Here is a 15231-nt window from a genome sequence, read left to right as displayed (position 1 = left end):
CCGGGTCGCTACCGTCGGCACCATGCCCACTCCCCCGACGCGAGAGCCGGTCCGCACGCCCGGGCCCCAGGGGGTCCAGGCGGCGTTCGACGAACTCGAACCGATGCTCTCCGAGGTGACGTTCGTCGTGGTCGACCTGGAGACCACCGGCACCCGACCGGGGACGGACGAGATCACCGAGATCGGCGCGGTCCGCGTACGGGGCGGCGAGGTCCGGGCTGAGCTGTCCACGTTCGTCGCCATCGACGGTGCCCTGCCGGGGCACATCAGCAGGCTCACCGGTATCGACCCCGGCGACCTCGTCGGGGCGCCCACCCTCGGAGAGGTGATGGCGACGTTCCTGGAGTTCTCCCGCGGCGCCGTCCTGGTCGCCCACAACGCCCGGTTCGACCTCGGTTTCCTCCGGGCGGCTGCCGTCTCCACCGACCATCAGTGGCCGGATCCCCCGTCGATCTGCACGCTCGCCCTGGCACGTCGGATTCTCCACCGTGGCGAGACCCGCGGACACCGTCTCGGTGAACTCGCCGCCCATCTGGGATCCACCGTCGAGCCCAACCACCGGGCGCTCCAGGACGCCCGCGCCACCGTCGACGTCCTCCACGCCCTGATCTCCAGGGTCGGGGACTGCGGGGTGGCCACCCTCACCGAGCTCCGGTCGTACGACGGCCGCCTCGCCCCCGAGGTACTGCGCCGCGCCGCGCTGACCGAAGCGCTCACCACCGGTCCCGGCGTCTACCTCTTCCGTGACGGGTCGGGGGGCGCCCTGTACGTGGGGTCATCCGTGTCGGTGCGGCGGAGGGCCCGTTCCTACTATTCCGGAGCCGACTCGCGCAGCAGGATGCGCACGATGGTCGGGCTGGCCGCGAGTGTCGAGTCGGTGCCCTGTGCGCACCTCCTGGAGGCGTGGACCGTCGAGGAGCGGCTCATCGATTCCCTGCAACCGCCGTACAACCGGCGCTCGCGGAGTCCCCGTCGCGGGTGGTGGCTCTCCCCACCCTCCGGGCGCGCGATCCGTGGACAGGTCACCCGCACACCGGAGCACCCGTCCGCCCTCGGCCCGTTCCGGAGATCCGAGGACGCCAGGTCGGCGTGGCTGGACCTCGTCGAGACCCTCGGTTCCCCGCCCGACGCGGAGGACTGGGAGGCGCTGGTCGCCGGCCGGAGCTCCGCGACCGTCAGGGCGATGGTCGACCAGATCGACGCGATCGCGGCGGGCGGAGCGTTCGAGCGCGCGGCCCGGTTGCGCGATCGCACGGCGACGCTCGTCCGGATCCTCACCCGGCAACAGGAGCTCGCCGCCACCGCCGGCCTGCCCGAGCTGGTCCTGGCCCAGCCCGGCCCCGCGCGCACATGGGCCGTGGCAGTCGTGCGTCACGGACGTCTGGCCGCCTCGGGGATCGTGCCGGCCGGGGCCGCCCCCCTCCCCGTCATCGACTCACTCAGGGCGGGCGCCACGACCGTGCGACCCGGACCCGGGCCGTTCTCCGGCGCCAGCGCCTCGGAGATCCGGAACGTGCACAGATGGATCGACTCCGCACCCACCCGCATCGTGTCGGTCGCGGGTTGCTGGGCCCTCCCCGTCGACGGTGCCCACACTCTGACCGCATGGGCGGATCGAGCCGAACGGGCGGCCGCGGAGACGAGCAGAGCAGGGATCAGTCCCGCGCGACGCTGAAGGCCGCCCACCTGTCCAGGAGTCCGGCCGCCTCGCCGTCGTCCACCGCCCTCGCGGCGCGATCCACCGCCGACGTCATCGCGGTCACCAGGTCAGCTCCCGGCTCGAGTCCGTCGAAAGCCACCAGCGCAGCCGCGGAATTGAGCAGGACGGCATCCCTGACGGGGCCCTTCTTACCCGCCAGCAGGTCCCGGGCGACGCCCGCGTTGTGCTGCCCGTCCCCCCCACGCAGCTCCTCGATCGCGCACGTCGCCATCCCGAAGTCGCCGGGGGCGATCTCGTCCTCCTCGATCCGGCCGTGCGAGACGCGCAGCACGCGGGTCGGCCCGGTCATCGTGATCTCGTCGAGGCCGTCGGCTCCCCGCACGACGAGCGCCGAGCGCCCGCGGAGCGCGAAGACCTCCGCCATCACGGTCATGAGACGGTCGAAGGCGCACCCGATGAGGTTGGCCGCGGGGGCCGCGGGGTTGGTCAGGGGACCCAGGATGTTGAAGACGGTCGGGATGCCGATCTCCCGCCGTGGCGCGGCGGCGAAGCGGAGGGCGGGATGGAACACGGGGGCGAAGCAGAAGGCCACACCCACCTCGTCGACACACCGGGCGACCTCCTCCGGGCCCAGGTCGATCGCCACCCCGAGAGCCTCGAGGACGTCGGCCCCTCCGCTCTTCGATGACGCCGCACGATTACCGTGCTTGACCACGGGCACTCCGCAGGCGCTCACGACGAGGGCGGACATGGTGGAGATGTTCACCGTTCCCTGCCGGTCCCCGCCGGTCCCGACGATGTCGACGCAGGGCCGGGAGGTCGGCACGCGACGCGAGTAGTCGAGCATCGTGGAGGACAGGGCGTCCAGTTCCGGACCCGTGACACCCTTCATGTCGAGCGCGACCCCGAACGCCGCGATCTGCGCATCCGTCGCGAGGCCCTCCATGATCCGGGACATCGCCCAGCGGGCGTCCGCCGGTTCCAGGTCCTCACCCGCCGTGAGCGTGCCGAGTACCCCGGGCCAGGACCGGCCCTCGTCGAACGCTGCAGAACTCCCCACGTGTCCCGACCTCTCTCCCTGGATCCCGGCGGTCCGTCACCGTCCGACCGCACAGTGACAATCGTGCCACCAGCCGCGTCGTCGGTGCCCGCGGACTCCCGTCACGGGACCCGTTCCCCCAGCCGCAGAAGAGCCTGAGAAGGCCCTGATACCCCTGCACGGGGTGCGTCCCCTGACGGGTTACCGGGGAGTTCTAGGAACGACCTGCGAAAACGCTGTGGGGACACGCCGAAATCGGGGGTCCCTGCAGCCTCCGCCCACCTCAGGGGTCATACTTGGCCTCGTGACGAGCGCAGTGGATAACTCAGGATCGGCAATGGCTCAGCGCGTTCATTCGCTGAACCGGCCGAACATGGTCAGTGTGGGCACCATCATCTGGTTGTCCCAGGAGTTGATGTTCTTCGCGGGGCTGTTCGCGATGTACTTCGTCTCCAAGGCGAACTCGGGAGGTGACTGGCCCTCCTACCCGACGCACCTCAACGTCCCGTTCGCCCTGACTATCACGGCGATCCTCGTGGCGTCCTCGGTTACCTGTCAGATGGGCGTCTTCGCCGCCGAGCAGGGTGACGTCTTCGGTCTCCGTCGCTGGTACATCATCTCGGCCCTCATGGGCACGGTCTTCCTCATCGGTCAGGCCTACGAGTACGTCATGCTGTACCTCGAGGGCACCACGATCTCGTCCAGCGTCTACGGGTCCGTCTTCTTCATCACCACCGGTTTCCACGGCCTCCACGTGGCGGCCGGCGTCCTGGCGTTCGTCGTCCTCGTCATGCGGACGACCATGTCCCGGTTCACTCCCGCCCAGGCCACGGCGGCCATCGTCGTGTCGTACTACTGGCACTTCGTCGACGTGGTCTGGATCGGCCTCTTCGTCACCATCTACTTCATTCAGTAGTCAGCTGGCCGCAGGACGCTGCGTCCAGCAGGTCCCAACTCCAAAGGGAACTCATAATGAACTCACCTCACCCACCCGCTGCGGACACGCCGTCGCCGGAGCCCGCGGTGAATCCGGCGCGCCCGGTCTCGTCCAAGCGTCGCCGTAAGGCGACCGGCGCGCTCGTCATCGCCGCCGGTCTCCTCGGCGCCGGGGCCATCGCCACTGCCGTCGTTCCCGATCCCCAGGTCGCGACGGCCCAGCAGGACCAGGCCGCGCTCATCGCCGAGGGCAAGCAGATCTACGACGTCGCGTGCATCACCTGCCACGGAATGAACCTGCAGGGTGTCGAGGACCGCGGGCCCTCGCTCGTCGGCACGGGCGCGGGCGCGACCTACTTCCAGGTCCATTCCGGTCGTATGCCGGCGGCCAACAACGAGGCCCAGGCCGAGCGCAAGAAGCCGCGCTACAGCGAGCACCAGATCATCGCGCTCGCGGCGTACGTCCACCTCTTCGGCGGCGGTCCCGAGATCGTCACCGATCCCGACGGGTCGATCGCCCAGGGGTCGCTGCGCGGTGCCTCGGGCGAGGCCCGCGCCGAGGAGATCGCGCGCGGTTCCGAGCTCTTCCGCCTCAACTGCGCCTCCTGCCACAACTTCACCGGTCGCGGCGGAGCGCTGTCGGCGGGCAAGTACGCCCCCATCCTCGACCCTGCCAACGAGCAGGAGATCTACCAGGCGATGCTCACCGGTCCGCAGAACATGCCCAAGTTCTCGGACCGTCAGCTCACGCCTGACGAGAAGAAGGACATCATCGCCTTCATCAAGGACACGGACTCCAAGGTCTCGCCCGGCGGCTACGCGCTCGGCGGACTCGGCCCCGTGACCGAAGGTGTGGCCATCTGGCTAGTCGGCATCGTCGCCCTCATCGGTGCGACCCTCTGGATCGGATCCCGTTCATGAGTGAGACCCCCAAGAACCCGTCCCCCGCGGACCTCGACCGGATGAGCGACGCCGAGCTCGTCCGGTTGGGAACCGAACTCGACGAGGTCGACGTCCGATTCCGCGAGAACCGGTGGCCGGACGGTGTCACCACGCGATCCGAGAAGCGTGCCGCACGAGTCGTCACCACCTGGTTCGCACTGTCCGCGGTCCTCGCGCTGGCCTTCGCCGTCATCTACATCGCCTGGCCCTGGGAGTACCGCGGCCAGGGCGAGGACGGCTACTGGCTCTACATGGTGTACACGCCCCTCCTCGGCCTGACGATCGGCCTGTCGATCCTCTTCCTGGGCTTCGGTGCGGTGCAGTTCACCAAGAAGTTCATCCCCGAGGAGATCTCGGTCCAGACCCGTCACGACGGCCCGTCGGAGGACATCGACCGCCGGACCCTCGTCGCCGGGCTCAACGACTCCTGGAAGACCTCGACCCTGGGTCGCCGCAAGGTCATGGGCGGCTTCCTCGGAGCGAGCGTGGCCCTCATCGGTCTGTCCGCGATCCTGCCGCTCGGTGGCATGGTCAAGAACCCGTGGCGCCGTGGGGAACTCACCATCGCCGGAGACGGCACCCTGCACACCACGGGGTGGACCCTCGCGTCGGACACCCGTCCGGACGGGCTCCCGGCCGAGAAGGTGTACCTCGGTCGCGACACCGGCAAGGTCTACCCGGACGGCCATCCCCCCGCGGGTGAGGGACGCCTCGAGCGCATCCACGTCGAGGACCTCTCAGCCGGTGGACTCGAGTCGGTCTTCCCGCTTCCCGAGAGCGCCCTGGGCGACTTCGAGGAGCACATGCACTCGATCCACGGGGCGCGCAACTCGGTCATGCTGATCCGCTTCCGCCCCGCCGACTCGGCCCGGGTGATCAAGCGCAAGGGCCAGGAGAACTTCAACTACGGCGACCTCTACGCCTACTCGAAGATCTGCACGCACCTGGCGTGCCCCACCTCACTGTACGAGCAGCAGACGCACCGCTTCCTCTGCCCGTGCCACCAGTCGCAGTTCGACGCGCTCGAGTACGCGAAGCCGATCTTCGGCCCCGCCGCGCGCGCACTGCCGCAGTTGCCCATCGCGGTTGACAGCGAGGGTTACCTCGTCGCCAACGGTGACTTCATCGAGCCGGTCGGACCTGCCTTCTGGGAGCGTCGTTCATGAGTAACAACACCAAGCTCGCGACGATCGGGGACAACCTCGACTCGCGATACACCATGGCCAAGGGCATGCGTCGGCAGATCAACAAGGTCTTCCCCACGCACTGGTCCTTCCTGCTGGGCGAGATCGCCCTGTACAGCTTCATCATCCTGCTGATCTCGGGTGTGTACCTCACCCTCTTCTTCGACCCGTCGATGTCGAAGGTGATCTACCAGGGTGCCTACGCGCCCCTCAACGGCATCGAGATCTCCCGGGCCTACGAGACGGCGCTCAACATCTCGTTCGAGGTCCGCGGCGGCCTGTTCGTGCGCCAGATCCACCACTGGGCGGCACTACTCTTCGTCGCCTCGATGATCGTCCACATGATCCGCATCTTCTTCACCGGCGCGTTCCGTCGCCCGCGTGAGGCCAACTGGGTCATCGGTTGCGTGCTGCTGCTGCTGGGCATCGTCGAGGGCTTCCTCGGCTACGGCCTCCCGGACGACGTCCTGTCGGGAACCGGCATCCGGATCACCTCCGGCATCATCGTCGGGCTCCCGGTGATCGGGACCTGGATGCACTGGATGATCTTCGGCGGGGACTTCCCCGGCGATCTCCTGATCCCGCGCTTCTACATCCTGCACGTGCTCATCATCCCCGCTATCATCCTGGCCCTCATCGCCGCGCACCTCGCGCTGGTCTGGTACCAGAAGCACACGCAGTTCCCCGGGCCGGGCCGCACGGAGAACAACGTCGTCGGCGTCCGGATCCTCCCGGTCTTCGCCGTCAAGTCCATCGCGTTCGGCGCCATCACGGTCGGCATGCTCATGCTCTTCTCGGGCCTGTTCACCATCAACGCGATATGGAACCTCGGGCCGTACAACCCATCCCACATCTCCGCCGGCTCGCAACCCGACTGGTACATGCTGTGGACCGAGGGCGGCGCCCGCGTGATGCCTGCGTGGGAGATCTACCTGGGCAACTACACCATCCCTGCCGTCCTCTGGGTGGCCGTGATGCTCGGCGCCATGGTCGCGGTGATGTTCCTGTACCCGTGGATCGAGGCCAAGCTCACCGGTGACACCGCGCACCACAACCTGCTCCAGCGTCCGCGCGACGTTCCGGTTCGTACCGCCGCCGGCGTCATGGCCATCACGTTCTACGTGATCCTGGTGTTGATGGGATCCAACGACCTCATCGCGTATCACTTCAACATCTCGCTGAACGCCACCACATGGGCGGGCCGGATCGGTCTGATCCTGCTGCCGCCGGTCATGTACTTCTTCACCTACCGTCTCTGCCTGGGTCTCCAGCGGGCCGACCGGGAGGTCCTGGAGCACGGGATCGAGACCGGCATCATCATGCGGATGCCGCAGGGCGAGTTCGTCGAGGTCCACCAGCCGCTGGGCGGGATGGACGAGCACGGTCACGCGGTTCCGCTCGAGTACGCGGGTGCCAAGGTGCCCACGAAGATGAACCAGCTCGGTGCGGCCGGCCGGCCCCCGCGGGGCGCACTCACCGCCGACCCCGTCGACGAGGTGCGTCATCTCGACGACGCCGATCACGGCAAGCACGACCGCGAGCACTCGATGCTCACCACGTTGCAGCAGGAGAACCGTACGCGTCGCCACGACGAGCACTGATCCACCGCTGACACCCGACCGCGGGCCGGAGCTCCGAGAGGAGTTCCGGCCCGCGGTCGTCTCGCCTCCTCCACCGGGGGCGAGTGATCTTTCGGGAGCGGGTGATCTGTCGGGGGGTCGACGTCGCGGGCCGCGTGACACCGGCCTCACCCCGGCGCCTGGGACGTCCTCCTCATGGGACGGGTTGGGCCGGAGGCCCGTGGGACCACCCGGGAGGTGCGGTCACCGTGCCCGGCCACCCGCGAGAGGTGGCGGGCGCTCCGGTCACCGGGCGACCGGAGCGGGGTTCACCGGCAGCGGCTTCCCGGCCATGTCGGCCACGGCCCGGAAGGCCATGGTCATGCCCGACCCCAGGGGAACCCCGGGACCCGGGTATGCCTCACCGGACACCGACGCCGACGAGTTGCCGGCGGCGTAGAGGCCCGGGATCGGTGCACCGTCGGTACCCACCACGGCCCCGTTCGGGTCGATCACGGCACCACCCTTGGTGCCCAGGTCCCCCAGCACCAGGCGCACGGCGTGCAGACGATCGCCCCCCAGGGGCCGCAGGCATTCCTCGGCAGTGGAGGCGCCGAGGAAGAACCTCCCGTACGGATCCTCGCCCCGTCCGAAGTCGTCATCTCTGCCCTGCGCGGCATGGCCGTTGAACCGGGTGACGCTCTCGGCGAGGACGTCCGGATCGATACCGATGGCCTGGGCCAGCTCCCCGATCGTCGCTGCGGTGTGCCAGAGCCCGGCCGCCCGCAGCTGCTCGGGATCAGGGGCGGGGACGCAGATCGCCGGATACCCGCCCGCCTCCGAGTCATCGAAGACGAACCAGAACTCCTCGCCCGCTCCGTCGTCCATCCGGGCGTGCATGCGACGGCCCATCTGGTCGTACGGCAGGAGTTCGTTGGCGAAGCGACGACCTGCGCCGTCGACGATGATCCCGGAGCGGAAACCGAGGGTGAACGCCGCGTGCCCGTTGGGGAACAGTGTCGCCGGACACCACCATGACTGGTCCAGCAGGTCGAGTCTGGCCCCGACCTCGTCGAACATGCGGACGGCGTCCCCGGAACCGGTATCCGGGTGGGAGGCCGACCAGTCAGAGGTCGGCATCCGCTGCCACCGTCGACGCAACTCCGTCGACCGCTCGAATCCGCCCGCGGCGACGAGTACGCCCCGCCGTGCGCGAATCGACCGCAGGCCCGAGCCCTCTCGCACCTCGACCCCCACGACCCGCCCGTCGTCGTCGCGGATAAGTCGCTCCGCAGCCGTCGACAGCCAGAGCTCGGCCGACTCCATGCCATCCAACGCCAGCACGAGCCGGGCGACCCAGGCGCGGCCGCCCTCCAACCTGGCGGTGTCCTCCGGGGAACCGAACTGATCCGACGGCACCGAGGAGCGGATATCTCCGGTGCGCTCACCGACCTCCTCCCCCTTGATGGGCTTGGGGTAGATGCTTCGACCCACCTCCTGGCGTCCGGGTGCGTCGAAGTAGTCGGGGAACGCCTGGAATCTCGTAGGGATCCCCAGCGTGTCCTGGAGGAAGTCGACGACCATCGGCCCGGTGTTCAGGTACGCGTCCTGCAGGTCGTGGTCGGTCCGGTCGCCCACGACGGCGCGGAAGTAGGTGCGGCCCGTGTCCACCGAGTCCTCCAGCCCGTCGCGGGCGAGGACGGCGTTGCCGGGCAACCACACCGCGCCGCCCGAGTACGCGGAGGTGCCCCCGAAACGGTCCGTCTTCTCGACGAGACAGGTGGACAGCCCCCGCGAGGCCGCCGCGGCCGCGCCGAAGAGCGCCGCGACGCCCGATCCCACCACAACCACATCGAACTCTGCATCGAACGTGCCGGCCTGCGTCGTCACGGGCTCTCCTCGTCTCGTCGTCACGGGCACACGGCCCGGACACCGGCCGTGGGCCGACGCCTACTAGAACACGTTCTACACTAGCTTCCCGGCGCGTTTCCGTGGCCCGACCGGCGGGTTTCGTGACACCTCAACGTCGTGCGGGCATGATCGCGGTGTGACGCGCAACGAGGTCGAACACACCGAGGACGGTCGCTACATCGTGGTCAGGGGGAGGCGATGGAGGGCCACCGATCCGTCGATCCCGGACACGCTCAGGACCGAACTCGTCTCCGCGCTCATGACCGGCCGCCGGCTCGTGAAGTCCGAGGGTGACGCCGCGCGGGTGATGGTGCACGACGCCAAGACCGCGCTGGGCGAGCGCGGCGACCCCTGGTGGGATCCGACCGAGGAGGGGACGCGGAACCGGTTGGCCGCGACGATCCGAACGCTGCTCCGCTCCCGCGGCGAGGGCTCGATCTGCCCCAGCGACGCCGCCCGCACGGTGGGCGGCGAACAGTGGCGCGAGCTCATGGACACCGCCCGACAGGTCGCCCTGGATCTCCGAGCGGACGGCGTCGTCGCCATCACGCAACGTGGCCGGGTCGTCTCCGGAGCCGACATCCGAGGCCCGATCCGCATCGTGGCGGCGGACGCGCTCGACTTCCGGCCACCGACGGACGGCAGCGTGGCACGGGACTGAAGCTACCAGCCGGTAACCCCCGCCATGTCGCGGTTCGCGACCTTGTACGATCACTTCTGGTAGGAGACATTCACCAGATCGCCCCGTCCCCCTCTCACGGCGGGTCGTCCAATGGAAAGGCATACACCCTTGCGTCGCACAGTGTTCAACGAAGACCACGAGGCCTTCCGCCAGACCATCCGCGCCTTCATCGAGTCCGAGGTGTCCCCCCATTTCCAGGAGTGGTTCGACGCGGGCATCGTGCCGCGCGAGTTCTACTACAAGCTCGCCGATCTCGGGGTCTTCGGCATCAACGTCGACGAGGAGTACGGCGGCGCCGGGATCAACTCGCACAAGTTCGAGGCCATCCTGTCCGAGGAGACCGCCCGGGCGGGCGTGAACTTCGGTGGATCGGGCGTTCACGTCCTGCTGGGCCTGCCCTACATCAAGGCCCTGGCGACCGAGGAGCAGAAGCAGCGTTATCTGCCCAAGTTCGTCTCCGGCGAGGAGATGTGGGCGCTGGCCATGACCGAGCCGGGCACCGGCTCGGACCTCGCCGGCATGAAGAGCACCGCCAAGCTCTCCGAGGACGGCACCCACTACGTCCTCAACGGTGCCAAGACCTTCATCACCGGCGGTGTCCACGCCGACCGCGTGATCGTCTGCGCCCGGACCGCTCCCCCGCGCGAGGACGACCGTCGCTTCGGCATCTCCCTCCTGGCCGTCGACACCAAGCTCGCGGGTTACTCCGTGGGACGCAAGCTCGACAAGGTCGGTCTGCGCACCTCCGATACCGCGGAGCTGGCCTTCAGCGACGTCAAGGTCCCTGTCGAGGACCTGCTCGGCGAGGAGAACCGTGGTTTCTACTACCTCGGCCAGAACCTGCCGTCCGAGCGCTGGGGAATCGCGTACGGCGCCTACGCCCAGGCCGCGGCCGCGGTGCGCTTCGCCAAGGAGTACACCCAGCAGCGCACGGTCTTCGGCAAGGAGGTCGCCTCGTTCCAGAACACCAAGTTCGAACTCGCCGCCTGCCAGGCCAAGGTCGACGCGGCGCAGGCCGTCGCCGACCGCGCGCTCGAGGCACTCGACGAGGGAGAGCTAACCGCGGCCGAGGCCGCATCGGCCAAGCTGTTCTGCACCGAGATCGCGGCCGAGGTCATCGACCGTTGCCTGCAGCTGCACGGCGGATACGGGTTCATCAACGAGTACCCGATCGCCCGCCTGTACACCGACAACCGGGTCAACCGGATCTACGGCGGGACCAACGAGGTCATGAAGACCATCATCGCCAAGGACATGGGACTGTAGTCCCCCACCGGGCCTGATCCGGGCCGGGACCTGCGCGCCGCGCGGGTCCCGGCCCGAGCTCGTTCCCGGGTGATGCCCCCGACGTCGGAGACGCCACGACCGCGGGTTGCCGACATGAGTCCCGGCTTCGGGCGGTGATCCGTGAACAAACGAAGCCCCCACCGCGTCTCGCGGTGGGGGCCTCGTGGGGTCTGACCGTCGGTCAGTGCTTCTCGCGGCCCCAGTGGTACTCGAAGACCAGGGCACAGGCGGTGATGATCAGCGCGGTCGCGCCACCGAGCAGCACCCACCAGTTCCAGAACGCCGCGCCGAAACCGATGATGAGGATCGAGAAGGCGATGAAGAACGGCCAGAAGCTGTGCGGGCTGAAGAACCCGAGCTCGCCGGCGCCGTCGGAGATCTCCGCCTCCTCGTAGTCCTCGGGAAGCGTGCTGATGCGCCGCGCCACGAAGCGGAGGTACCCACCGATCAGCAGGCACAGCCCGGCGGAGAGCACGAGAGCCGTGGAGCCCACCCACTCGATACCCGTGCGCGAGGTGCCCGTGAGGTAGGTGTACGCGATGGCCAGGATGGCGAGGAAGACCACCAGTCCGTCGAAGATTCTTACTGTTGCGTTCATCGTGCAGGAGCCCTTCGCGTGATACCGGGAGAGACGTCAGTTAGCGGATGCGTTCTCGATGATGTTGTTCTGGTCGCGGGTATCGCTGCGGCCGGTCTTGAACGGTGCCGTGGACGTGGAGTAGGGCTCCTCGCCGATCGACGCGAGCGCCTCCGCGTTGGACGCGGTCGGGTTGTCCTGGCGGAACTGGATGTACTCCGCGAAGGCCTCCGGCGACACCGCCCTGAGCTCGAAATTCATCATCGCGTGGTACGCGCCGCACATTTCGGCACACCGTCCGACGAAGGCGCCCTCACGCTCGATCTCCGCGATCTGGAACATGCTCAGCTGCTGGTTCTGGCCGGGGTGCGGCATGACGTCGAGCTTGTAGATGAACTCGGGGATCCAGAAGGAGTGGATCACGTCGGCCGCCGCGAGGCGGAACTCGACGCGGGTTCCGGTCGGCAGTACGAGCACCGGGACCTCTTCGGAGGTGCCGACGGTCTCGATGTCGTTGAAGTGGAGGTACGACTTGTCCTCGGCGAGGCGACCGTGGATCGGACCGCCGGCGGCGGGCTCCCCGTGGTGACCGAGGGCCATGCGCTGCTCCTCCGAGAGGACGCCGGCCTCCTCGGCCGCACGCTGGGCCTCCTCGTTGGTGCCGTCCTCGATGGACACACCCGCGACGTCGACCTTGTTGTACCCGAACTTCCAGTTCCACTGGAACGCGGTGACGTCGACCTTGACGCCGACCTCTTCCTCCGGCCGGAGGTCGAGGACCTTGTTCTGCGTGATGACGGTGAAGTAGAAGAGCACCGAGATGATCACGAACGGCACCGCCGTGTAGACCAGCTCGAGCGGCACGTTGTACGCGGTCTGACGCGGGAACTCGCCGTCGTCGTTCTTCCTCTTGCGGTGGAAGGCCATGGTCCAGAAGATGAGGCCCCACACGAAGAACCCGACGACAAGCGAGGTGATGACGGTGATAGTCCAGAACTCCCTGATGGCGATGCCCTCGGGCGTGATCCCGTTGGGGAACCCGAAGTTCATGGTCTGGTTCCACCATTTGTTGTCGGTGTGGAGGCTGCAACCGGACAAAATCAAGCCCAATGTGCCGAGCGACACCGCGAGTGCAGCCCTGCGCGTCCGACGACGCCCGTCACGCTGTTCCACCATCACGCCTTCCTGATCAGCGGCACCGACCACGTGGCCGGGACACTTAGGAATCGTAGACCACGGCTCTCAGTTTGGAAGCCGCGGGTCCCGGCATTTCACCGAACCCACCCCTCCGCCGTCCGGCGCGGCGGGCGGGAGCCCCGGGACCAGTAGTATTCGAACCCATCGTGGCCCGCAGACGCGGGTTCTCCCCCACCCCCGACGACGATCGACGAGGTACCCGACGAATGTGTGGCCTGCTTGGTCTGCTCACCCCCGACGGCTCCGCCCGCGCCCAGGAATCGAGGGTTCTGGGCGCGATGGGGTGCCAGCGTCACCGCGGTCCGGACGAGGTGGGGACCTGGGTCGACGACGACCTGGCGTTCGGCTTCAACCGTCTGTCGATCATCGACATCGCGCATTCGCATCAGCCGCTGCGCTGGGGTCCGCCCGAGGCCCCCGACCGCTACGCCCTGACGTTCAACGGGGAGATCTACAACTACGTCGAACTCCGTGCGCAGCTGCGTGAGGAGTTCGGTGCCGAGTTCCGGACCGAGGGCGACGGGGAGCCGATCGTGGTGGCGTTCCACCACTGGGGCCCCGCCGCCGTCCGCCGGCTCCGCGGGATGTTCGCCTTCGCGATCTGGGACACCGTCGAACGCACCCTCTTCGTGGCCCGCGACCCCTTCGGGATCAAGCCCCTCTACATGGCGACCGGTCCCGGGGGCACCGCGTTCGCGAGCGAGAAGAAGTCGATCACCGAACTGATCGACCTCCTCGCCGTCGACACCTCTCTCGACACCCGCGCCCTACAGCACTACGTCACCCTCCAGTACGTCCCCGAGGACGAGACGCTGACCCGCGGTGTCCGCCGCCTGGAATCCGGTTGCCACGCGACCCTCTCCCCCGGCGCCGCTCCGGTGATCGAGCGCTACTTCGAGCCGACCTTCCCCGTGGTCCCTGTCGCCGACGGCGATTCCGAGCGCCGCTACGAGGAGATCGCCGTGGCCCTCGAGGACTCCGTGGCCAAGCACATGCGCGCCGACGTCACCGTGGGTTCGTTCCTGTCCGGCGGCATCGACTCCACCGCCATCGCCGCGCTCGCCCGGCGTCACAACGAGAACCTCCTCACCTTCACCACGGGGTTCGAGCGGGAGGGTTACTCGGAGGTGGACGTGGCCGCCGAGTCCGCCGCGGCGATCGGTGTGGAACACATCGTCAAGGTGGTCTCGCCCGAGGAGTTCGCCGCCGCGATCCCCGAGATCATCTGGTACCTCGACGAGCCGGTCGCCGATCCGGCCCTGGTCCCGCTGTACTTCGTCGCCCGCGAGGCCCGCAAGCACGTCAAGGTGGTCCTGTCCGGCGAGGGCGCGGATGAGCTCTTCGGCGGATACACCATCTACAAGGAGCCGCTCTCGCTCGCACCGTTCGAGAAGATCCCCGGTGGCCTGCGCCGCGCACTGGGAAGGGTGAGCACGCGGATCCCCGAGGGCACGCGTGGGAAGAGCCTGCTGCATCGCGGATCCATGAGTCTCGAGGACCGCTACTACGGCAACGCGCGCTCGTTCTCCGAGGACCAGGTCCGCTCGGTCCTCACCGACTACCGTCCCGAGTGGAGCCACCAGGACGTGACGGCTCCGATCTACGAGCGCTCCCGCGGGTGGGACCCTGTCGCCCGGATGCAGCACCTGGACCTGTTCACGTGGCTCCGCGGGGACATCCTGGTCAAGGCGGACCGGGTCACCATGGCCAACTCACTCGAGCTGCGCGTGCCGTTCCTCGACCGCGAGGTCTACGAGGTCGCCTCCCGCCTGCCGTACACGGAGAAGGTCGCTCACGGGACCACCAAGTACGCGCTCCGCAAGGCGCTCGAGCGGATCGTGCCGGCGCACGTGCTGCACCGGAAGAAGCTCGGCTTCCCGGTTCCGACCCGCCACTGGCTGGCCGGACCGGAGCTGCACGACTGGGCGCGGGCGCAGGTCCTGGCCTCGGGCACCGACGAGTTCGTGGACAAGGCCGCCGTGATGCGCATGCTCGACGAGCACCGCCGTGGCGAGTCCGACCACAGCCGCCGGATCTGGACGATGCTGTGCTTCATGATCTGGCACGGCATCTTCGTGGAGGGGCGCATCACCCCGGACATCGAGCAGCGGGACTACCCCGTGCGCCTCTAGTCCGACCCGACCCCGCCGCCAGCCGGACCCGATCTCGGGCCCCCGCGGGCCCGACCCATCGAGAAGAGCGTTCCGCACACACCCTCTCGGGTGGTCTCCAGGAGCTAGCGCAACACCCTGACTGA

The 15231-nt window shown here is 68.4% G+C and carries 12 protein-coding genes; 8 read left to right on the top strand and 4 right to left on the bottom strand.

Features of this window, described 5'->3' with window-relative positions:
- Window positions 1–22 precede the first annotated feature (22 nt).
- Entirely contained in the window at window positions 23–1675 is a 1653-nt protein-coding gene (locus ABD250_RS08625) for an exonuclease domain-containing protein (RefSeq protein ID WP_179525037.1), read from the top strand.
- On the opposite strand, the gene trpD is transcribed toward ABD250_RS08625, so the two are convergent.
- On the bottom strand, window positions 1656–2720 hold the full coding sequence (trpD, locus tag ABD250_RS08620) for an anthranilate phosphoribosyltransferase (protein WP_182610020.1): 1065 nt from the start codon (window positions 2718–2720) through the stop codon (window positions 1656–1658). The genes ABD250_RS08625 and trpD overlap by 20 nt on opposite strands.
- 283 nt (window positions 2721–3003) lie before the next feature.
- On the opposite strand from trpD, the gene ctaE reads away from it, so the two are divergent.
- Genes ctaE through qcrB form a run of 4 tightly spaced genes read left to right on the top strand, consistent with a single transcriptional unit; the run spans window position 3004 to window position 7362 of the window.
- On the top strand, window positions 3004–3615 hold the full coding sequence (gene ctaE, locus ABD250_RS08615; protein WP_182610021.1) for an aa3-type cytochrome oxidase subunit III: 612 nt from the start codon (window positions 3004–3006) through the stop codon (window positions 3613–3615).
- 56 nt (window positions 3616–3671) lie between these two features.
- Window positions 3672–4556 carry a cytochrome bc1 complex diheme cytochrome c subunit gene (qcrC, locus tag ABD250_RS08610; RefSeq protein WP_182615678.1) on the top strand — a complete coding sequence of 295 codons (885 nt, stop codon included), beginning with the start codon at window positions 3672–3674 and terminating at the stop codon, window positions 4554–4556.
- Complete coding sequence (qcrA, locus tag ABD250_RS08605) at window positions 4553–5743, top strand: cytochrome bc1 complex Rieske iron-sulfur subunit (RefSeq protein WP_182658742.1); 1191 nt, start codon at window positions 4553–4555, stop codon at window positions 5741–5743. The genes qcrC and qcrA overlap by 4 nt, the downstream gene beginning before the upstream one ends.
- On the top strand, window positions 5740–7362 hold the full coding sequence (gene qcrB, locus ABD250_RS08600; protein ID WP_182658743.1) for a cytochrome bc1 complex cytochrome b subunit: 1623 nt from the start codon (window positions 5740–5742) through the stop codon (window positions 7360–7362). The genes qcrA and qcrB overlap by 4 nt, the downstream gene beginning before the upstream one ends.
- Before the next feature lie 264 nt (window positions 7363–7626).
- On the opposite strand, the gene ABD250_RS08595 is transcribed toward qcrB, so the two are convergent.
- Window positions 7627–9210 (bottom strand): FAD-dependent oxidoreductase, encoded by a 1584-nt coding sequence (locus ABD250_RS08595; protein WP_182640073.1) that lies wholly within the window; start codon window positions 9208–9210, stop codon window positions 7627–7629.
- A 157-nt stretch (window positions 9211–9367) separates the two neighbouring features.
- Here ABD250_RS08595 and ABD250_RS08590 point away from each other — a divergent pair, with 157 nt between their 5' ends.
- Together ABD250_RS08590 and ABD250_RS08585 are read left to right on the top strand one after the other, a co-directional pair.
- A complete protein-coding gene (locus tag ABD250_RS08590; protein ID WP_179525030.1) occupies window positions 9368–9892 on the top strand; it encodes a DUF3253 domain-containing protein in 525 nt (174 codons plus the stop codon).
- Window positions 9893–10021: 129 nt separating this feature from the next.
- A complete protein-coding gene (locus ABD250_RS08585) occupies window positions 10022–11179 on the top strand; it encodes an acyl-CoA dehydrogenase family protein (RefSeq protein ID WP_182615672.1) in 1158 nt (385 codons plus the stop codon).
- A 202-nt stretch (window positions 11180–11381) separates the two neighbouring features.
- On the opposite strand, the gene ABD250_RS08580 is transcribed toward ABD250_RS08585, so the two are convergent.
- Window positions 11382–11798, bottom strand: coding sequence for a cytochrome c oxidase subunit 4 (locus ABD250_RS08580; protein ID WP_179525028.1), 417 nt, complete (start codon window positions 11796–11798; stop codon window positions 11382–11384).
- A gap of 36 nt (window positions 11799–11834) precedes the next feature.
- Window positions 11835–12953, bottom strand: a complete 1119-nt coding sequence (ctaC, locus tag ABD250_RS08575) for an aa3-type cytochrome oxidase subunit II (RefSeq protein ID WP_179525027.1) — start codon at window positions 12951–12953, stop codon at window positions 11835–11837.
- Between the two features lie 227 nt (window positions 12954–13180).
- On the opposite strand from ctaC, the gene asnB reads away from it, so the two are divergent.
- Window positions 13181–15106, top strand: a complete 1926-nt coding sequence (asnB, locus tag ABD250_RS08570; RefSeq protein WP_182653740.1) for an asparagine synthase (glutamine-hydrolyzing) — start codon at window positions 13181–13183, stop codon at window positions 15104–15106.
- Window positions 15107–15231 lie beyond the last annotated feature (125 nt).

The sequence above is a fragment of the Dietzia cercidiphylli genome, from assembly GCF_039531545.1.
Classification (GTDB): domain Bacteria; phylum Actinomycetota; class Actinomycetes; order Mycobacteriales; family Mycobacteriaceae; genus Dietzia; species Dietzia natronolimnaea.
Note: the sequence above shows the minus strand (reverse complement) of the source record. Positions and strands in the feature narration are given on the sequence as shown.

What these genes read in the sequence shown, in the direction of transcription:
- ABD250_RS08625 (WP_179525037.1), top strand. Translation starts at nt 23, where the DNA reads ATGCCCACTCCCCCGACGCGAGAGCCGGTCCGCACGCCCGGGCCCCAG.
- qcrC (WP_182615678.1), top strand. Translation starts at nt 3,672, where the DNA reads ATGAACTCACCTCACCCACCCGCTGCGGACACGCCGTCGCCGGAGCCC.
- qcrA (WP_182658742.1), top strand. Translation starts at nt 4,553, where the DNA reads ATGAGTGAGACCCCCAAGAACCCGTCCCCCGCGGACCTCGACCGGATG.
- qcrB (WP_182658743.1), top strand. Translation starts at nt 5,740, where the DNA reads ATGAGTAACAACACCAAGCTCGCGACGATCGGGGACAACCTCGACTCG.
- ABD250_RS08580 (WP_179525028.1), bottom strand. Translation starts at nt 11,798, where the DNA reads ATGAACGCAACAGTAAGAATCTTCGACGGACTGGTGGTCTTCCTCGCC.
- ctaC (WP_179525027.1), bottom strand. Translation starts at nt 12,953, where the DNA reads ATGGTGGAACAGCGTGACGGGCGTCGTCGGACGCGCAGGGCTGCACTC.
- asnB (WP_182653740.1), top strand. Translation starts at nt 13,181, where the DNA reads ATGTGTGGCCTGCTTGGTCTGCTCACCCCCGACGGCTCCGCCCGCGCC.